17 protein-coding genes and 1 pseudogene are annotated in these 21,061 nt (G+C 31.5%); 6 read left to right on the top strand and 12 right to left on the bottom strand.

Annotation, left to right across the window (positions count from 1 at the left end; all coding sequences use genetic code 11):
- Positions 1–68: 68 nt before the first annotated feature.
- Positions 69–3,287, bottom strand: coding sequence for a type I restriction-modification system endonuclease (gene hsdR, locus ACQVV1_RS17335; RefSeq protein WP_431169238.1), 3,219 nt, complete (start codon positions 3,285–3,287; stop codon positions 69–71).
- Between the two features lie 182 nt (positions 3,288–3,469).
- On the opposite strand from hsdR, the gene ACQVV1_RS17330 reads away from it, so the two are divergent.
- Entirely contained in the window at positions 3,470–4,390 is a 921-nt protein-coding gene (locus ACQVV1_RS17330; RefSeq protein WP_431169237.1) for a DUF5655 domain-containing protein, read from the top strand.
- Between the two features lie 238 nt (positions 4,391–4,628).
- On the opposite strand, the gene ACQVV1_RS17325 is transcribed toward ACQVV1_RS17330, so the two are convergent.
- Positions 4,629–5,741: a tyrosine-type recombinase/integrase gene (locus ACQVV1_RS17325; protein WP_431169236.1), complete on the bottom strand. Its 1,113-nt coding sequence runs from the start codon at positions 5,739–5,741 to the stop codon at positions 4,629–4,631.
- Between the two features lie 374 nt (positions 5,742–6,115).
- Here ACQVV1_RS17325 and ACQVV1_RS17320 point away from each other — a divergent pair, with 374 nt between their 5' ends.
- Complete coding sequence (locus tag ACQVV1_RS17320) at positions 6,116–7,141, top strand: hypothetical protein (protein WP_431169235.1); 1,026 nt, start codon at positions 6,116–6,118, stop codon at positions 7,139–7,141.
- A 2-nt stretch (positions 7,142–7,143) separates the two neighbouring features.
- Positions 7,144–7,650, top strand: coding sequence for a Bsp6I family type II restriction endonuclease (locus ACQVV1_RS17315; protein ID WP_431169234.1), 507 nt, complete (start codon positions 7,144–7,146; stop codon positions 7,648–7,650).
- Between the two features lie 113 nt (positions 7,651–7,763).
- On the opposite strand, the gene ACQVV1_RS17310 is transcribed toward ACQVV1_RS17315, so the two are convergent.
- The 4 genes from ACQVV1_RS17310 to ACQVV1_RS17295 form a co-directional block, all read right to left on the bottom strand.
- The gene (locus tag ACQVV1_RS17310; protein ID WP_431169233.1) at positions 7,764–8,630 is read right to left on the bottom strand and encodes a ubiquitin family protein; all 867 of its coding nucleotides are present in this window, start codon (positions 8,628–8,630) and stop codon (positions 7,764–7,766) included.
- 201 nt (positions 8,631–8,831) lie between these two features.
- Positions 8,832–9,053 carry an HNH endonuclease gene (locus ACQVV1_RS17305; RefSeq protein WP_431169275.1) on the bottom strand — a complete coding sequence of 74 codons (222 nt, stop codon included), beginning with the start codon at positions 9,051–9,053 and terminating at the stop codon, positions 8,832–8,834.
- Between the two features lie 10 nt (positions 9,054–9,063).
- The gene (locus tag ACQVV1_RS17300) at positions 9,064–9,279 is read right to left on the bottom strand and encodes a hypothetical protein (protein WP_431169232.1); all 216 of its coding nucleotides are present in this window, start codon (positions 9,277–9,279) and stop codon (positions 9,064–9,066) included.
- Positions 9,280–9,348: 69 nt separating this feature from the next.
- Positions 9,349–10,110, bottom strand: coding sequence for a hypothetical protein (locus ACQVV1_RS17295; protein ID WP_431169231.1), 762 nt, complete (start codon positions 10,108–10,110; stop codon positions 9,349–9,351).
- Between the two features lie 350 nt (positions 10,111–10,460).
- Between ACQVV1_RS17295 and ACQVV1_RS17290 the strand changes: the two genes are divergently transcribed.
- The gene (locus tag ACQVV1_RS17290) at positions 10,461–10,925 is read left to right on the top strand and encodes a hypothetical protein (protein ID WP_431169230.1); all 465 of its coding nucleotides are present in this window, start codon (positions 10,461–10,463) and stop codon (positions 10,923–10,925) included.
- Between the two features lie 251 nt (positions 10,926–11,176).
- Here ACQVV1_RS17290 and ACQVV1_RS17285 read toward each other — a convergent pair.
- Positions 11,177–11,282 (bottom strand): annotated as a pseudogene (locus ACQVV1_RS17285) (recombinase family protein); the annotation flags it as partial.
- Positions 11,283–11,638: 356 nt separating this feature from the next.
- Between ACQVV1_RS17285 and ACQVV1_RS17280 the strand changes: the two are divergent.
- Positions 11,639–12,145, top strand: a complete 507-nt coding sequence (locus ACQVV1_RS17280) for a hypothetical protein (protein ID WP_431169229.1) — start codon at positions 11,639–11,641, stop codon at positions 12,143–12,145.
- Positions 12,146–12,685: 540 nt separating this feature from the next.
- Here ACQVV1_RS17280 and ACQVV1_RS17275 read toward each other — a convergent pair.
- From ACQVV1_RS17275 to ACQVV1_RS17255, 5 genes are all read right to left on the bottom strand, one after another.
- Positions 12,686–13,252: a hypothetical protein gene (locus tag ACQVV1_RS17275; protein WP_431169228.1), complete on the bottom strand. Its 567-nt coding sequence runs from the start codon at positions 13,250–13,252 to the stop codon at positions 12,686–12,688.
- 120 nt (positions 13,253–13,372) lie between these two features.
- A complete protein-coding gene (locus ACQVV1_RS17270; RefSeq protein WP_431169227.1) occupies positions 13,373–13,972 on the bottom strand; it encodes a protein kinase domain-containing protein in 600 nt (199 codons plus the stop codon).
- Positions 13,962–17,810, bottom strand: a complete 3,849-nt coding sequence (locus tag ACQVV1_RS17265) for a hypothetical protein (RefSeq protein ID WP_431169226.1) — start codon at positions 17,808–17,810, stop codon at positions 13,962–13,964. The genes ACQVV1_RS17270 and ACQVV1_RS17265 overlap by 11 nt, the downstream gene beginning before the upstream one ends.
- Before the next feature lie 11 nt (positions 17,811–17,821).
- The gene (locus tag ACQVV1_RS17260) at positions 17,822–19,027 is read right to left on the bottom strand and encodes an MBL fold metallo-hydrolase (protein WP_431169225.1); all 1,206 of its coding nucleotides are present in this window, start codon (positions 19,025–19,027) and stop codon (positions 17,822–17,824) included.
- Positions 19,028–19,171: 144 nt separating this feature from the next.
- Positions 19,172–19,300 (bottom strand): hypothetical protein, encoded by a 129-nt coding sequence (locus ACQVV1_RS17255; RefSeq protein ID WP_431169224.1) that lies wholly within the window; start codon positions 19,298–19,300, stop codon positions 19,172–19,174.
- A gap of 655 nt (positions 19,301–19,955) precedes the next feature.
- Here ACQVV1_RS17255 and ACQVV1_RS17250 point away from each other — a divergent pair.
- Complete coding sequence (locus tag ACQVV1_RS17250; RefSeq protein WP_431169223.1) at positions 19,956–20,924, top strand: DUF4062 domain-containing protein; 969 nt, start codon at positions 19,956–19,958, stop codon at positions 20,922–20,924.
- Positions 20,925–21,061: the final 137 nt, after the last annotated feature.

Here is a 21,061-nt window from a genome sequence, read left to right as displayed (position 1 = left end):
ACTGTCTATTATTATACCTTTTTTTTATTCAAATCAAAAGGAGCTCAATAATAGAGCTCCTTTTTACATTAACTAGCATAAAGACCCTCATTAATAGCATAAACCAATTGATTTACTTCTTCTTCACCTAGATCCTTTTTCAGCCTTGTATACCCACCTTGACTTTTAAATGGTTCTTCTGAAAAAGCATCCTCTGGTGTAGGTGCTAACACTGGGAACTTTAATAGTTGTGTTTCGATACGCTGTAGCCATTTTTTCTGTCTAGGCGTCCAATCGTGCATCTCATACACTTTCTTCATCGCATTTTTCACCCTTGCTTCTTGGTCAACCAATGCTTCACCTAGTGCAGCTTGTCGAATAAAGCTAATGATATCCGCTGCAATTTCTTCATTCTTCGCTTGCTTCCAAGCATTTCGTAAATCATTTTCTTTATATCCTTCTGTACTTAATTGCACAATAATATTACGAAGATCATCTTTTGTTAAGTCTTTCGGACGCTGACAGATGATTTGGAGTGCAGGTATTGTATTCATATTCTCCCGAATATATTGTACAAAACCATCTAAATAATCGACTGGCCTTGTTTTTCCTTCCCCATATCCACGATTCACAGACGTAACATGATCTTCATGCTTCGAAATTACTTGAAGTTCCTTTTCCATTCTATATTTGTCTAGATAGTCAAATAAACGACTATTTGTTTCCACCTGTTTTTGCGTGTAATCCTGAATGTCATGTGCAAAGTCATCAACTGTAGTACCTTTTGATAGTTGTTCAAATTCTTTCTTTGCGGTTTCATCTAGCTTTTGTTTTTTACGTTGAATTTTTGCAACTAATTGATCTAAGAAATGCTTCGCTTCATCTTTCGTCTCTGATTGAATATATGCATCTTTTAAATCACCAATTGATACATTTTGTTTTTTTACAACAGGTTTCATATCTGTATATTTTTGTAGTTGATGATAAATACCCACTGCATCAAAAATACGGAATACTTCTTTATTGATATCAGGACATAATCTTGTTGCACGACCTAACATTTGATCGTATAAAATACGTGATTTAATACGACGTAAAAAGACGATATTAGTAATGGACGGTACATCAATTCCTGTCGTTAATAGATCTACTGTTACAACGATATTTGGTAGTTTTTCATTTTTGAAGCGTTTAATCATTTCATTGGGACGATAAATAGAACCTGTGATTTTTACAATCGCATCATCTGATACTGTATCGCCTCGCCCCTCAAACGCTTCTTTTAATAGACGTACAATTGAGTCAGCGTGTCGATCTGTCGCAGCAAAGATCAATGTTTTTTCATCACTTTCAGGATCGATATAGTCTGTTAATTTCGTTAAAACTGCTCGATTAAACCCATCTGAAATAACTCTCTTATTGAAATGTTCCACTTCAAATTTCAATTCATCTTCAAGTTGTTCTAAAATGATTTCACCCTCATCAGGGTCATACAATTCAATCTCTTCACCTTGATTAAACGTAATACCATTTTCTTTAAGTTCTGTTTCAAATAAGTACGGAGGTTCATGATCTACTAAGTAACCATCTAATACAGCCTCTGTATAAGAATACTTATAAATTGGATTACCAAAAATCTCCGTTGTATGTAGTGCTGGCGTTGCAGTTAATCCTAAAACCGCTGCATCAAAATAATCAATAACGCGTCGATACTGACTCACATAATCATTTTGATTACGGAATAATAGTTCATCTTCTGTCATTTCTTTATCACTTGTATAACCCCTGTGCGCTTCATCGACAATAATAAAATCATATTGTCCGACAGAAGGAAGTTTTTCCCCATCATTATAGAACAAGCGTCGAACCATCCCTTGAACGGTTGCGATTTGAACTTTTGTTTCAACATCAGGCGTCATATCTTCTAAAGTTTTAACGTCATAAATAGATGAAAACGGTAAACCATTTTCCATTTTAGAATCTTTTAATGCGTCTTCTGTTTGTTGTCCTAGTGAATTACGATCTACTAAGAAAAGAATACGACGACATTTTTTTGCTTTAATTAAACGATACATAAGTGCAATCGCTGTACGAGTTTTACCTGTTCCTGTTGCCATTGCAACAAGCATTTTACGTGCACCCTCTATTAATGCGTTTTCAACAGATAATACGGCCTTTTGTTGATACTCACGTAAACTAAACTTTGTAATATCGTCCTCTTTTAAGCGCTTATCTGCTTCTTCATTATTCACATCTAATAATAGTTTTAAATCTTCTGGTGAATGCCAACCTTCAATAGCATGAGCTCGCTTTGTTTGGTGGCGTGTATCCCAAAACCAAATACCAGATTGATCTTCTAATTGGCGAAGAAACGGACGACCATTTGAAGCATATACAAACGGTACTTTATACTCACCATTTGGAGGTAATAATTGAATACCTTCTATTTGCGTAACATTACGTGCATAATCCTTCGCTTGACTATCAAGAGCTGCAGGAATATCACGATGCTTTGCTTTCGCTTCAACTACAGCTACTAATTGCTCACCGATAAATAATGCATAGTCAGCATATTGGCTACCAATTTTCCATTCAGCAATCGCCATATTTCTATTTTTTTCAGGCATTGTTTTATATTTTTTAAAGTTAATAGTTTCTGTATCAACTTCCCAACCAACTGCACGTAATTTATCATCGATTAATGTACGTGTTTGTTCTTCTGACATTTGATGTTTACGTAAATGATTACGCGATTTTTCTTTACGTTGAACACGAAGTTCTTTTTCTACTTCACGGTCAGAAATGACTTCCAATTGTTTTTCTAAAGCTTTTTCTTTCTTATCAATCTCTGCTTGTAGTTGTTTGATTTTTTCTTGTAATGCAGAAGAATCGGCTTCTTCAGTAGGAGGAACATAACTTGGCGCACTAAACTCCCAGTCTACGTAAACCTCCATAAACCAAATAGAAACTTGATAAGCTAATGCTAGCAGTTGCTTTGCTTCTTCTGCTGTTCCATAACTACCATCATGTGCAGCTTTATTTCCCTTTTTACGAAGTAAGTGGAAAATCTCTAACATTTCTGGTTCTGCTAAACCTTCCCGCTGAATTGCATTTAATCGCTCAATCTGATTGGTACCCTGTAGTTCTTTAATATTGTCAGAAGCAAGTACAGATTTTGCAATTGTTTCTCCTAGTAAACGCAGTTTACTGATTGTTGTATTTGAGTCAATATATACATTACGCTCAGCACTTTCACCAATCTTTGCCAACACTTCCCATTCACCTTTAAAAAATGAAAAGTTACTCATACCATCACCACTTTACAAGTAAATTATTATATTTATATACAACTATATCAATAAACATTATACTTACCTTTACAATATAATACAATTATATACTATTAGTGACATTCAATTGTATCTTTATTTATACACTACAAATGCATATACAAAAATAATATAATTTTAATTATAAGGGGGCATACAAATTGGGCGATATTAAAATTTTCCGTTTAAATGAAAATAATGTAGAAGAATTAGTTGGGCAAGCACTAGCGGTGGAAAAATCATTACAAACTATAATAGAACGACACCTAGATACATTTTTAGGAATACGTTTTCTAGCCTCTGAGTATAGCACAGGTAAAAAACACGCGGGTAGAATAGACACATTAGGCATAGATGAAAATAATTCACCTGTAATCATCGAGTATAAACGCTCTGTAAACGAGAATGTTATAAACCAAGGCTTATTCTATTTAGATTGGCTACTTGACCATAAGGCGGAATTTGAATTGATGGTAATGCGTAGGTTCGGTGAGGAAGTCTCTAATGCTATTGACTGGAGTAGTCCACGTTTATTATGTATTGCAGGTGGTTTTACTAAATACGATGAACACGCAGTAGAACAAATTAACAGGAATATTGAATTATATGTTTATAAGCACTATGAAGACGGGCTATTGCTACTCGACTTAGTTAATGCTACAACTGCTCAAACTGTATATATTAATGATGATACAACTGCTCTGACTACTAACAGAAATACAAAAGTTAAAACAGTCTCAGATTACCTTGAGCAATCAAATAGGCAACTAATTGATAGATTTGAAGCACTAAAATTGTACATGTTGGCGTTAGGTGACGACGTCCAAGTAAAGATATTAAAGCATTACATTGCTTTTAAGAGAATTAAAAACTTCGCATGCTTAGAAGTACACCCCCAAAGCAATAAGATCTTATTGTATTTAAAGGTGGATCCAAACTTTGTAGAACTACAAAGTGGTTTTACTCGCGATGTTAGTAATATAGGACATTATGGTACGGGAGATTTAGAAATAATAATTGCAAGTGACGAAGATATCGAAAAAGCTAAACACTTTATTAATATGAGTTATGATGTAAGTTAGTTAATACACCTTTTTACGAGTTAAGAGAATTTATTTTTGAAAATGTTAACTTTATATAGGAAATTTAGATCATGTAACTCAATAAGAACCGTACCACCTTGACAGGGGGGAGGTCGTGAGTTCGAGCCTCTCCGGGGTCATAGTTGTAGAAACCGTGTCAAATCAACATTTGATGCGGTTTTTTCTTTTGTAAACTTGTATTCAAAAGGGGTCGTGGTCACAGAATTGGTCACATTCCCTACAAAATCTCTTCTATTTTGTTAACTGCATCTTCTTGCATCGTTGGTAATACATGCGAATAAGTGTCTAGTGTGATTTTGATGTTACTGTGTCCTAACCGTTCGGAAATCACCTTCACATTCACACCTTTAGCCAATAATAGAGTTGCATGTGTATGACGTAAATCATGAAAGCGAATCTTTGGCACAGCTGCTCCCTTAGTCAAAGCGTTTAGACTTCTTCTAACATTAGCAGGATTAATTGGCGTTCCATAAGGAGTACACATCACCAAGTCATTGTCTTGGTATTCCTCACCTTGACTCAACTTCTCTTTCAATACGGCTGCTCTGTGCTTCTTTAGCTTTGCTACTGTTGATGCAGGTAATAGTATCTTTCTTAAACTTGATTTCGTCTTTCCTCCAAGCAAGAACGTCTTCCCATCATGACTTAACGTTTGGCTAATAGTTAAATGCCCCTTTTCTAAATCAACATCTTTCCATCGCAACCCCAGTAATTCACCTTGTCGCATTCCAGTTACAAGAGCCATATGAAAGACGATAGAATACCTGCTATCCTGTGCAGCTTTTAAAAACAACTGTACTTCATGTTCATTCCACACAGTTAACTCTTCCTTATCAGCTTTAGGCAACTTTGTTTTAGCTGCAACATTTTTACTTATTAACTCCAAATCAATTGCATGTTCAAGAGAGTTCCGAATGACTTTTATTATCTTCTCAATTGTCCCTTGCTTTAAACCTTCATCTCGCAGCGAATTAACGTAGTTTTGCATATGCAATGATGTTAACTTAGCTAATTTGATATTGCCTAGAGAAGGAATGATACGACTATTCAAGTACCCTTTCAGTACCTTCGCTGTTTGAATACCAACACTGTGCTTCTTTGTATTAAACCAACTTTCCAGATATTCACTATAGAGAAGTTTGCTAGGTTCTACATATGTTTCAGTGTGGACTTCTGAGAGTAACTTTGTTAAAGAATTTTCTGCTTCTTTTTTAGTAATGAATCCCCTTTTCTTTTTTTGCTTCCTTTTACCTGTTAGAGAGTCAATACCAATGTCTACAATATAAAAATACTTTCCTGTTTTCTTATCTTTTTTGACGCTTCCTTTCATCGTTAAAAGCCTCCTTGGAGTCCCTAACTGTGCTGTATATGGTAAGTTTATTATAGCGGATAATCTTAGTTTTACGAATTATTGTATTGCACTGTACATATATAATTAACTTTCATCTAATCTCGGGGTGTATTAATATTTCCATAAGCTTTTGCAATGTACCACTATTCTTGAAATGAAATTGTACAAACTAAAATAAAAAGATTGCTATAAATACAGATTATTGCTAATAGCAATTTCATAGATTATTAATCGCTTTATCAATTCACATATCTAGTTAGAACGTTTCCTGGTATAATTAAATATATTTTAAACAAACATTAATAATATCAACTTAAATTTAGGGGAAATTCACTTAAGAGGGGTGTTAAAATTTGGAATTTGGATTGGTAGAAAACGGATTAGATTCTCTTAAGATGGGAATAACTTTTTATGATAAATACATTAAAAAATTAACTCTTCAAGATACTCCTGAGGATACAGATTTTGAAAAAGATAGTTATCTTAAGTTAGCAGTAATTTGTGTTCAAAATTCGGTGGAAATTTTAAGTAAGAAAATCCTGAGTGACATTAATGATTTACTAATTTATACAGATATTGATAACATTGTAGAGGAGCTTTCACAGAAAGAAGACCCAGAGGGAAACTTTCATGATTATTTAATAGAAAACGATAAACATATTGAAACAATAAGCTATTCATTATGCATAAAACGGTTGGGGAAATTATACAAAACGGAAATACCCAAGGGTCAACTCCAGGCATTGATTGATATTGGTCACGAACGAAACAAACTTACCCATTTTGGAATTTCCAAACCTCTCGATTACCATAAATCTATAGGATTAGTACATAGAGCTCTACAGTTTATAGAGGAATTTATATTCGATAAATTGAACTCAGATATTGTGGAGACGCTAAGACAAGAGATTACTATTATACGTCCATTAGGTAAATTAGTAGAAGACAGTGAATGGTCAAAGTCTACTACCGAAAAGTTTGAGTATTTAGAAGCAACATTATCTACATGTTGTGAAAAGCTTAAGGAAACAAATCCCGACTTAGAATTTTATACAGATGAAACAACATTTTACATAGATTTTCCAAACGAGGATAACACTTTATCTATAGAAAGTATTATTTTACCTCACTTAGACTCTGTCACATTTGTACTTAAAGACGATGATGAAAGGAATTACATTTTAGCCGTAGTCGATTTTTCAATTGAAAATAACACTATTTATGTATGTAAACATCCACACAATGAAATTTTTGACCAATACATTAACAAAAAGGTGTGGGCAGGTAACAACAAATTATATGATAAACGGACTCTTAATGAGCAGCAATTAGAACTTATACTAAAAGACTTTACAAAAATAACCTTAAAGGAGGATTAAATGTGAAAAAAGACACTATAGAAATTAACGGAGCTTCAGTGGAAGTAATAATTTATGATAAAAATGATAGGGAGTCCTTTAAAGATATTTACAATAGCTGGAGAAATTTGAGTAATCAACTTGATACTATGGGTGCAAGAAGAATAGCTTTTCCAAATGAAATTGCAGAAGGACTATTCTGTCTAGAAATGAATGCTGTTAAACCAAGAAAAGGGCATTTTCGTTTTGATTGTTTTATACCAGAAAATAATAAACGTATTGAGATTAAGGTAACTAGCTCTTTACCAGACTTTACTGTAATTAGACCAGACAAAGATGACTGGGATGAATTCTATTTCATGGATTTTTATGTGAACGGTGACTGGGATGGTACATTCAAAATATTTCTAATTGAAAAGGAACTTCTTTATAAGAACCTCAACTGGAATTCTTCTAGACCTAAAGTGAGCATTTATAGAGATATAATACAAAAATATGAAATACAACCTGCTGTGACAGCCAAAATATAGTTGTATCATACGTTACTCAAAATAAGGTAAGATTACTGCATAATAAAACAGTAAGTAAACAAATTAATTTACTTACTGTTTTATTTCCATACTGTAATTGAGTAAAATACTTATCATTTAAGACTGTCATCAAAAGTATTAAAACATTGCTTGATATAACTTTTAGCTTGTTCTAAATATTTTTCTTTTTCATTTACTGAATCGAAGCTAGAACTAGTTAACCACTGCATTGCATTATTAGTTCTTTTAGTTCCGCTTCTTCCCTCAAAACTATAGCTAAGCCAATATGTAAAAACGCTATTAGGAATAATACCAACATCCCGTAATGTTTTATCCTCTTCTTCTTGCTTTTCACCTTCTATAATCAAAAAATCGTATATATATACTAAGCCATTTTGACCTATCAGTCCCTTAGGAATATCCAAGAAAGACCTAATTATATTTTTTAATTCTTTGAGGGTAAAATCTAAAGAAACTTTCATCTGATATACTCTATCATGTTTCTCATAGTAGAAGAAAATCTCTAAAGTATCCTTTTCCATTTTTGTTTTCGATTTCTCTAGATAATGCTCTTCTAAACTGTTAAAAGTAGTATGAATAATATCACTAGGAATTTCAAGTAGCACTCTAAAATTCCTTTTAACTTGTTGACTATATTTCTCACATAGACCAACCCAATAATCATGCCCCTTAGTATCTACATTTGAATATACTTCCTTTAACTTAGTTATTTGATTTCCTGTAAGATTTACATTGGAACAAACTATATACTGCTCCCATGGTAATGTCTTTTGTATGCATAAAGCCCTTTCAAGGGATTTAACTGCCTTTGTAATATTAAACCCACTAATACTACCTACAACACTCTTACATTGGTATGCGATACCCTTTTCCTTGAAATGTAAGTCAACACCCTGTTCTGGAGGTGTTCCCCTTTCAATATCATTATTTATTTTTCTAATTTTAACAATTTTAGGCAAAACGCTTCCCACTCATTTTCAAATCCATTTTCTTCTGGAACAGTAAGAAGTGGTGGGTAAAGTAAATATTTCATCATTATTATTTCCTCCAAAACATATTCTTTCGTATGTTTATTAATATTTTTATATACTAAATTCAAAACTTAACTTTCTTTTTAATCACTTAAATATGTAATCTCGATGCCATTTCATATACTCTCGCTATTTCTCACTCATATTAATCTTCATATTTTCATTGATATTAAGAAAAAGCCTAGTCGTTTCATCCAAACTAGCTGAAATCAAAATTGTCCCCTCCCTATTAACACAAATATATCCCTTATCAAATAACACATCCTGGTTAGGGCATAATAACAGTCCATTATTAATAAATAGTCGCTCTTGATTATCAGATTGAACCCATGGCTTGGTATGACTTGCTATTAAAAATCATTTATCTGAGACAACACATAACCCGTATTGTTGTTGAATAGCTAAAGGAGCTTTTTTTAAAGTTGATTGACCAATTGAGACGAGTAGATGGCTTTTCATCTTCATATACCCCATGCGCTTTTGGTATTAATGTTTCTCTGGTAAAATAGGCTTGGAGGTTATCAAACTCCGTCCAGCCAATTGAAGCCACTTTCTTTTGTTTCCATTTTGGAATCAAATTAGTATTGCCTCCTGCACGAACCATTCTATACCCAGCATATCTTCTTCAATACTAATTTCCCTTATTTTACACTGACCGTCCCTTTTTCTCTTCAATCCAAAGTGGGTCAAAGTCATGATTGTCAAGAGGATTGATTCTATGAGTCTCAAGATAAACTTTGACGTTGTTTAGAGCTTTATCAATCATTTTATTAATAAATCCAACTGGTTGATACATTTCCCATCTTTTCGTTGTTATAATTAGTCCAGTTTCACTGTCTTTTCCTAATACGCTGTAATGAATATAATGAGGTTCAATTTCATCTTCAAATAACTGGGTGACTCCTTTCGCTCTTGCTTCGTGGACCAAACTATTTCGAAGTTTCCACAATAAAGAGACATGATTCAAACTCTTTATTTCAACTTTGAGAATAGTTGTAACACCCCTAGGCATTTGTCCCCTCAATTGTTCATATGTTGGGTCATAACTGAAAGGAACTGGTTGACAGTCTGGATACTTATGTAATTCTGTTTTAGCAAAATTTTTGAGTCCTGAGAATGTCGCTTCCTCTGTTTTATCTAATAAATGAACCAACTGTTGAAGACTTATTCTTTCAGTATTTTCCCACTCACAAAACTCCAAAATAAACTTCTCAAACATATCCGTTCGTCTGTTCCCAAAACTATTTCCATAAGCACCTTTTGCCAACAAGTCAATAACGCTGAACAACAGTGTCTTTTTATAATTTTCTATGTATTTTTCTCCTTGTATAACGTTTATGGAATTTCGTATTTCGTTTACAGCGTACAGATACGTTTCAATATTTTCCTGTAATTGAACATCGGACATATTGAATTCCTCACATTCATACGTTATTTCTTCTCTAGCTCCTCCAGCAGAAAACCCTCGAATATCCCATTAAATTACAGTTAATACTATCCTTTGTTAACTATAACCTTATTTTTACAAAGAATTGGAAATGTAGTGTTTCCTTTTACAGTGAAAATGAATTTTTATTACTCAAAGTAGCAAGCTACCCTTTGCAGATTAAAGCTGCTGAGCATAATCTTCTACTGCATTTTGCCTACGAATAAGTATCCTGTACCTTTCATAATTTCAACTTACTTATTTTGGTTGCTTCCTACATGAAACTACAAGCTAATTCATAAAATTATAGAGAACAGAGAGGAGGAACATTCTTGGAACAAAAAGTGTGGCACTTTCCACCACCAATGGTGGTAAAAAAACTAAGTCAAGAAACTGAACAACAATTGTTTTATGACTTGGCTAATGAGTTTTCCAATATACTTCAATGTGACGTCAACATTAATAGAGGGTTACCTATAAGATTTGAGTATGGTAGTACCCCTGTCCATTATCATTCGAAACAATTTGAACTAAGCCTCCTTTTACAGAAGGAATACTATTTTGATGAATATCCTGAGTCTCTAATAAAGATAGCATGGTTGGGTGTTCATCCTTACAATCTCGGCTATGGAACTAAACTAATGAAACGCTTCCTTCAACTATTAAGCCTTACTTCATATGAGCGAGTTATATTAGATACTCGTGATGAAGATGGTCGTCGTTTTTGGCGTAGACTCGGATTTATTCCTGCATGTGGGGATTCGCACTTAGATTATTTTTTTAAAATTCCACACTAAGACAGCGACAGAATGTAAAAAATTATTTGTTAAACTACGAATACTTTGGTTGAACAGACATACAAAAAACTAATTAGAAATATTCTTCATCCCTTGTCCACTTGCTCATTTTTCCTACGGATGAGGGTTCTCTTGTTTATTCCTCTCACAGTTTCATCTTACTTGTATGTATATTTAAGGTACTCTAACTATTGCTTTCTTGGTCTATCCTCTCTAAAGTCTTCATTTTGCTTTGCAAGAGCCTTACCTTAATGTGTACGCTCCACGATTAGGTTTCTTTCCATTTCAACTACAGCTAACAATGTAGTCAAAAAACCGTCCCATTGTCGTATTCTCCAGTAGACCTATATTAAATACAACATATTGGATTTTTCAAAAATATGGCATAGTAAGGGGACTATGTGTATCTCTACTTGATGTCATCCTATCCTCCTTATAGCACTCTTTCAATGTGTTGGTTAACACATACTTTGACACAATCTAAGGGGTCCTCTCTACCTTTTGAGTAAAAAATACCTCTTCTTTTACCTCTGATTCTCCTTCACATAAGTTGTAGGATTTTATACTCACATATGAGTAAGGAAATAAACTCAAAATCCTCATCTGTTATTTTTTAAAATTCAAATAATAATAATTCCTCAGAAGCTTTTATTACTTTATAATCATAATAGTAATAAGATATTGTACTTTATATTCAGAAAGAAGGTTTTGGAATGCAAGATTTTATGCCAGGAGATTTTCTTATTGGGTCTGTGCTAAAGAATAAGTCACAAGAAATTTTTACAAATCTATCAAGTCAGAACTTAAAATTTGCAGTTGCATATCGAGAAGGGCATAACTATTCGAAAAACAATGTTGGCATAGCCTCCTTACAACAATCAGCAATTTCACAAAAAGAAGTGTTTGTGGCTTTTAATAACGTGAATATTAGAAATGATATAAGCTTATCAGATAGGTCTGTTTTAAAGAACTCTCACTTAACACTATGTCTGAAGGACGAAAAAACTTTACCTGTCAGACGTCTTGGCATAAATAATTTAGCGATTTATATTCCAAAAAAATTAGGTTATGCAGACTCTAAATCGCACTGTACTGAAAGAAAGATACTTTCAAAGATACTCAGAATGATGAAAAAGAAAAAATCCCACAAGGACAACTCGGAGGAATTATTAAGACAAACAAAAAGAAACACCCACTATATCAAACATGGAAAAATATGAAAGATAGATGTTATTGCAAAGCAATCGTAAATATAACGCTCATATTTTATACAGATAAAAAATCCCAATAACTATAGCCCTCAGTGACTTAGGCTTTCTAAATAGGTATTTCTAAATCTATCTTTTCATTTCTCTGATAAACTAACTGTAGAATTCCACGAACTTCTCTCTATAATTTATGTATTCAATTTCTACAGCATACTACAACTCCATTACTAATTAAAAAGACATCTAATTTTAGATGCCTTTTTATAATCACTACTTTCTATTAATTCACTTACTTTTTATGCCCTGTTAACATTTTTTCTTCACATCTTTTTTTGTCTTACTAGCTTTAGTCGTTTCAATCTCTTTATGTTACCCTATGGAAATATAACCATTTTTAGGACTAATTCCCTCATTTTTTAAATATGTCTCATCGAATATAAGGGAATATTGTGGGTCAAAACCAATCACATTATATTTGTTAGGCTTTAAATTAAGCAAACTCCTACTTTCTAATAATTTTATATTACAATAGGATGTCGTCATCCGCACCGATTACTTCATACGTATTGACATTTTTATTTTTAGGAGCACTTGCTCAAATAAGTTTTCTAAAATATTATTTTTATCCTTATTCGGTAAAATACCTTCCCGTTCTAGTGCTTTTCTATCAATTTCAGTAGTATTTAAAAACCACTTATTATCAATACACCTCAACATAGATGGGCTAAATATATATTTTTTATTTTTAGTATCTAACCTAAAACAGTTTTTTATGTTTGCTCTTTTTATATCTAAAATAGGCCCTATTATCCCTATGCTTTCCTTATAAAGGTTATGTTCATTTATTAACTTAATTAATATTTCATAAATTTGATTAGACTCTCTATAAACATATTCAGTTGGATTATATTGATTAGGTATCTTTTCATACAATTCTAAATTATTTTCTTCTCTTATGCGATTCTCATCATTTAAAACTTCTACCCAAAGCCTTATTTTTTCTAAAACTTCATCAATATTAGGTCTCTTTGAAGATAAATTTTCGGTTGTTTGTTCTAATAGTTCATGTATTATTCTCAAACCACCTACTTTAATTTTTTCATTTAAACTAAGGCTCATTATATCGTATCGTGAGTATTTACCATCAAAGCAATGTTCATCTTCAGTAAGAATAATCCAAATCAATTTACCAAACGAATAAATATCTGCTGCTTTGGGTACCGTAAATCGACTTGCAACTCACTTCATCTCTGGTGCAATTGTATTCCAAGGTCCAATGGGTTCATTTAAATCAGTAAGTCTCTCCAATGAATTATGCCGTATTAAGCCAAAATCACAAAGCACAGTTTTATTTTGATAAATTAATATATTATCTAATTTTATATCACGATGCGCATAACCATTATCATGTAAGACTTTGATTGCATTACCTATCTCAATAATTAAACTAATTTTCTTTTCTAAAGATAGATTTGAAGTAAGTATTTTTTTCTTAAATGATGCTGCAAAAGGCATAACAAACCATGGCTTATTATTTTCCCCTGGTATATTTGGTAAGTTATAATCTATTATATTTAAAAAGCAGCTATTTAATTTGCTTATTTTTTCTCCTTGTTCAACTTCTATTTTAAAACGGCTATACTTTTTTGGCGAATATGGTTTATTCTTATAGTTAGAAGAATTCAATATTTTCACTACTAGTTCTTCACTCGATGAAGGCTCGCATGATATTCTATAAACTGTACCATTACCGCCCCTCCCTATTTTCTCCCCTAGTGTAAATGCTAATTTTCTCCCCTTATATAGAAGCACCTCTTTACTGTTGGTTTTATAAGTCATAAGACGCACGCTCCCTCTCTTGGAAAGCTTGTCTCTTATAATCCTCTGATACCTTTAATAATTCAGACGATACTTTAGGGAATTTAATTCTAATTTTCCTTGCATAATTTTCATATTTAGTAGCTAGGGATTCCTCTTCTCTTCCATTAGTTCCCCAATAAACACCTCTACTATTAAGAATTCCTAATACAAACCCTTTTCCTATATCTTCTGTGTAATATTTTTCAAACATTGTACATAAGGCCCTATGTGGGAATATTTCTTCATTATTTCTAGGAGAATATGCAAAGCATTCACCTAGAATCTGTCTTCCTATTTTCTCCTGGCCATTTTTATCAATTTCGCCTAAAAATATTTTCACCCATGTTTCTAGCTTTTCTTCTGCAATATCGTTATTTTCTTCTACACATGGGCAAAATTTTAACTTAAATAAGATATTCCATGCCTGTTTCCCTAGCTCTTTTTTCATTTCATCAATATCATTGTCTTCTTTAGAAGATTTATAAGCAGCTTGAATTAATGATGCTAATAATATAGGATTAGTCCTAAGTTCCTCCATTAAATATTTAGGAGGTAATTGATCAATTAACAAACTAAAGTATGCCCACTCTAAATGGCAAATTCTCAAATAAAAACTTCTTTCAATATTTGGATGGGATTCCCCATAAATATTTTCAAATACTTCAATAATTAAATAGCTATTTTGACTATTTATTGTGAAGAATTCTTGATTTAATAATATTTCTTCTAAAACTATGAGATTTTTTTCTAAATCTTTTTTAAAGTATAAATCTATTATGTTTAGCAGAGCATTAAAGTTTTTATATTCAAGAAGTTTTGACCATACTTTCTCTTTAACTGGTTTATCAACTATATCCCAATGGGTAGCAAATCCCCCCCAGTATTTAAGTTTTATCTCATCTGATAATGAATCTAGTATTTCTAAAACTTTTTCATCAACGCGTGCCACTTTCAATATAGAAGTAACTAATTTATTATTTTCCTTGAAAAAATCTAATGTACTTTCTATTACTTCGATTCCATCTTGGTTATAAACTGTTTCGATATAAGCGATAAATAATGTTTCAGCTGAATTCTCTAAAGCCTCATTTAAAATTTTAAAATTCAAATTACAATTATAAATATCGCTAGCTAAAATCCCTCCAATAGCGCGTTGAGAACGTTTAGTCGTATCGTAGGCTTTCAGAAGTCCTACTAGATTCCAAATAGAGCCCTCTGGGTTTTCAATAATTTGTTTTAAAGCTTTTAAGCGCTCGTTTCTTAGCTCCTGCTTTTTTTGGTTCCAGTCCGATTTTTCATTTCTGTTATATGGAGATGGATTTAAATCAACTAACTTTTCATTTGTGAATAAGTACAAATAATTATAGGTGTCGTATTCGAAAGTAATTAAATTAAATAATTCCTCAATTTTCCCAACATTTTCTTCACTTAAAGCCCATTCAGAATCTTTAAAGTATCTATGTCTATATATAATGTCCCTTATCTTTTCTTTAAGTACATATTTTTGTTCATCAGATTTATTATTAGAAAGTACTTGAATTAATTTTTCTTTTACTGAATCATATAGCCCTAATTCAATAAATAGGCACTTATCAAATAATAATCCCCATTTATTCAAATCATTATTAGCAGCATTTATAGCTATTAAAGTGTATTCCTTATATGTTTTGTATAATTGATCAGTGTATTCTAATTTGTATTCCAACTCATAGGGTCTGTAATCTAGACAAGTCATACTTAAAAATGAACCATTATTGCTTCTATCAGGTAAAATTTGTTCTAGAAGATCCCATCCAATCGAGCTACTTTCAACTATATATTCAACTATTTCAATTTTTTCATCTACACTCACATTAATTACATGTAACCCACCAGATAATGCCTGAGCCAATGTAGACATAGGAGAATTTGAAATTTTATATTTTATTCTTCTTTCAGAGAGTTTAACTAAGATTTTTATAGATCTCAGCACTGTATTTTCTAAGCAAATTAACTTTTCAAGTGCCCATAATACATTTGTATAGTAATTTCTTGCAAACAAACCATCCGCTGTTTTCTCAAACAAGTCCCATATTTTTGATTCGGAATTATCGACTTCTTTTTCTATGAAATCAATAAAAACTAGTGGTGAGGCTTCCGCAAACAATGGTAAAAACTCTGCTATAGCAAACCACTGTTGTGATTCTTTTATTTGAATAAACAATTGCTTGATAACCTCATCCACAAAAGTTTGATTATTAATTATATTGTTATTCTCTGTTACAGCAAGAGCTATTAGAGACCTACCTATTCCTTTTTTCAAGGTACTAGAGTACTCTAAATTCTCATCCATTAATAAACTAGACTGATAATGCTCAACTATAGGTAAATCAAATTTAGCTGGTATATGACTTAAAACTTCCAAGGCCAAATCTTTAAACAATTGGAGTTTATCTTGGGTAATTTTAGAAAATAAAATCTCCCAACTTTCTTCTACATTTGCCAATTTAAATATATCTTCATGACCTGTATTGTAGTGTGAAACAAATGGATCTTCACCATTAGTGATATTTTTGATAGAATCTATATATTTGTTATAACTTGTACTCGTTAATCGTTCTATAAATAATTTATCTTTAGTATTATTTCTCCATGAACTTGCTAATAATGCAGGTAGTAAATTCGTCCCTGCATGTTCTTCCCATCCAGGTTTACCATTTTTACCTTCAAATACTTTTCTTTTAAAAATAGAATATAACCCATTGCATTGTCTCACTAACTGATGGGCTAATGTTAAATCATCAATCTCTCCATTTAATTTATCGCGCATATTATTTAAAGTTCGCTTGTTTAATTTTAAGATTTCTTTATTGCCTACAAAATCTTCTTCACCATACAAGATAATATTAACATTTTTAGGAATTACAGTAATTTCATTGGCGTTAAAATTAGGAACTAATATTTTTTCTTCGCAACTATCTTTTAATTCATTCCATTTTTCTAATCCATCTACTATTATTACCCTTGGAATAAGGTGTCGAGCTTTGGTTTTAATAATGTATAAGGCATAGCCCATTACTTCCTCTTTAGTTTTACCTTGCAAATATATGGTACCTCGAGTGCTTAACATACTTAAAAATTCCTCTTCAAAATCTTCTTCTTCATAATCAAAAAAGTTCAAGGAAATTTTAGGGTTAGTACAGCCCATTAAATGCTCATCAAATTGATAAATGTCAGAAGCCTTTTCAAATAATTCTATACCTATTTCTTCGAAATATAATTTATATTTATTTAAACTTACAACATCGATACGACTTGCACTACCATCTTCAGAAATTTGGGCTAACATTACTCCGACAACAAAATTTTTATAAATAAGCGGTCCGCCAGAACATCCCTGGTAGTCTTGAATAGGATCTTTAACTTTCAAATCCAAATATCCGTTACTATTATGTCCCAGGACCTTAAGTTCAATTTGTGTCCCATCATTTTGTCGAACCGCTGGATATCCATATGTAAAAACATCAGCTACATTTTCAAAAGTATAATTAATACATTCCAAATAATTTATATTATGAATAGGCTCATTAAGTTTCACCGCAATTAGCTCAAAATCATCAATATCGCCCATTTTAGGTTCAATAGAAGTTGCTTCTCTAATAATTTCATTTCCATTTTTATCTTTAAAAATAATTTCTATTATTTTCGTATTATCCAAAATATGTTTACTTATAGAATGTACAGTAGTAATAACTATATCTTCCGATACCAAAAATCCTGATGAAATCATACCTTCACATTTTATTTTTGGTATAGAAAATCTATATTTAAATTTCACTATTCTTCCCCCTAAAAATCAATCACTATAGGTTTTTCACCATCATCAATAATGATTTCATAATTATACTTCTCTTGTAATTCTTCTTTTTCAAATATACTTGAAGTTTTCGTTTTATAATTAAAGTACAACCGCTTCTTAAATTTTGAATTTCCAGCTAACAATTTTATAATACTTTGAGCGTCTGGATGATGGTGTTTTTGGCCATTAGTTGAAAATAGGTATCTAGTAGAACCTAAAATTTCAGCTAGTTTATTAGAAGTATTTTTTAAACTTCCGTGATGTGATATTTTTACTAAGTCAAAATCATCTTCATCCATTTCTATCAATTTATCATAAATAATATCTGGATGAGCATCACCCAAAAATAGAAGTTTTCTTTGATTAAACTCTATTAAGATAGCAATTGAAGAACCGTTATTTACACTTTTATCAATTGGATAATCCTTCTCTATATACTCTTCTAATTTAATTAGCTCTTTTTGGCTTTGTTTAGAAATTTCACTAATTGTTATTTTCGATTCCTCTTCTAACATTAACTGCATAAATTCATATGCATCATCAAATAATTCATTATCATTTATAGTGAAATTCCATCTTTTCTTTCTCAACTCTTTAACCCATCTAGCTCCCAATCTATTCAACTTATCCTCATTAGGGGATAATATTTTGATTTTAAAATCATCTATATTTATAGTTTGATTATTTTTTGTTACAACTGCATTTCCATCAAACGTGCTATTCCAATTATATTTTCCTTTTAAAAGTAAAGCCCCTAAAGTTGAACCTTGTTTTGCACTTATTTCATCTTTAACTATATCAAGTTGGTTAACCCTTTTAAAATATGATTTTCCTAAAGCTATTTCCCTTTCCAAAATACCTCTTTCCGAATCTTTTAATTCATTATTATCTTTTTTTGGAAATTGCAAGTGTCTGTATGCGTTAAACCAAACTTCATCAATTTCAATAAAATTATTTTCATTATTATCTTCTATGAATCTAATCGCACCAGAAATATGATCCGAATCTATATGCGTAATAATCATTAAATTCAACTTTTCATTACGTTGAGCTATCTCTAGAAGATCTCTTTTTAAAAATTTTTCATATGTTTCTATGAATCCACAATCTATTAATATATGTTTTTTCTCTATATCTCCAGTAGAAATTAAAAAGCAGTCCCCATTCCTAGCTGGATACATTTTAATTTGAATCATATATGCCTCCAATATCTTTCTCACAAATAATCTCGCTCTATACTTAATATTTTCATTTTTTTAAGTTAAATATTTTATTTGCTTAAAATATAAAATATTTTTATTCCAAGATTCAGAATTATTAATTGAACGAGTTAAAATAAATTAATTATTAATTCTTCTATCCTTCTTATCTTCTAAAAAACAAATTAAGCATGATATCAATCTATTTTCAGGCTCAACTTCTAGCACAAAAACTTCTTTATTAGAAAATTTCTTAACTCCTGCAATCACATACTTCCTCTCTTTCAAACATCACTCAAATAAAAAATCGTTTCTTATCTGAGGACTCTTTTAGGCTACCTTGAATAATATTAATAAATTGAACTTCATTATAATTCGACAATACTTTAAAAACTTTAATAAACCCACTTTTCACCTTCAACTTGAGTATCAGAAAGCTATTTATTTTCAATCCTCTTATAGCCCAACTTCCACCAATATCTAGTCCGTAGCTTTATACTATTTAATTACGGAAGTTGCCCTATTACTTTTGTAATATCTAGCTTATATTGTACCTCTAACTGATGATTATTTTCCATACTTTGTATGTTTATTTCGATACATTCTGAAAATTAGTAATTGATATTCGAGCGAACGTAAGGGAAATCTTTCATACTTTGGCTTCTTCTAATTCAATGACACTTTATCGCATATCTTATCATTCGACTTAACTTATCGAGATTTACCTTCTATTTACTTCAACATATTTAACCATAATTGGATAAAGTTTATCCCGATTATGGTTAAATATAATACCCCCTAGTTAGATTAGGGAAATACTTAATATTTTGGAAGATCTATTAAAAGTAATAATTTTACTTCAATCCATAGTTAAAATGTTATAATTAATGGTATAATAAAGTTTTTTATAAGAGGAGAAAAAATATTGGCTAACCCAAAAGTATTTATTAGTTCTACTTGTTATGATTTAAGGTACATTAGAGAAAATCTAAAGTACTTTATTAGAACACTAGGATATGCCCCAGTTTTAAGTGAAGATGGGGATGTTTTTTATGATCCTAAAGGCCATACTCATGATTCGTGTCTTGAAGAGATTCCTAACTGTCAAATATTCGTACTAATTATCGGAGGAAGATATGGGGGGAATTTTAAAGAAACTAACCATTCAATTACAAACGCAGAATATAAAGAGGCAGTTAAGTTAAAAATCCCAATCTTTACATTGGTAGAACATGGGGTTTATAGCGACCATCATGTTTATACGAGGAACAAGAAAAATGCCTCTGTGGACTATTCTAAAATTTTCTATCCATCTGCAGATAATACCATGATATTTGAGTTTATAGATGAAGTTAGAAAGAAATCGATTAACAATGCCATTGTACCTTTTAAAAATTTTGCAGATATTGAGGATTACCTTAAGAAACAATGGGCCGGGATGATGTATTCCTTTTTAACTAAACAAAATGAAGCTGACCGTCTTATAGATACTTTATCAATGCTAGGAACAATGAACGAAAGAATAGAATTACTTTCAAAAGAAATTCTAAATTCTGTAGGCACAAATGATTCAAAAATCACTATAAAACTATATGATGAGATGATAGCAAATGAGTGTATTAGAGATTTGGGATTATGGCACATAAAACCTTCACCTGTAGATATTCTTCTAAATGAAACAGTAGACGATTTGGTTTTATATTATGAAATGTCAATTAATATTAATGATGATGAAGGGTATAGCATCACCCATGGTAGAGCAGATTTATCCAAATCAAAATTTGAAGATCTTGTAAATTGTTATAGAGAGCTACGGGAATCAATGGTTAATATCTTAAATGAAAATGATATTTCTATTGAAAACTACATAAGTAAACATAAAGAAAATAGGTAATAACCTATTAGTCATGACGTGTGGAGAAACCGGCTATCGTTTTCTCCACCTTTAGACTCTATCCAAAGTACAGAAAATCATCCTCTTATCATTTGCAAATATAGAAAGAGATTCTTAAAAATCCCCCTTGGTTTTCT

Source organism: Bacillus basilensis (assembly GCF_050630465.1).
Lineage (GTDB): Bacteria > Bacillota > Bacilli > Bacillales > Bacillaceae_G > Bacillus_A > Bacillus_A basilensis.
This window is presented reverse-complemented; position numbering and strand designations above follow the sequence as displayed.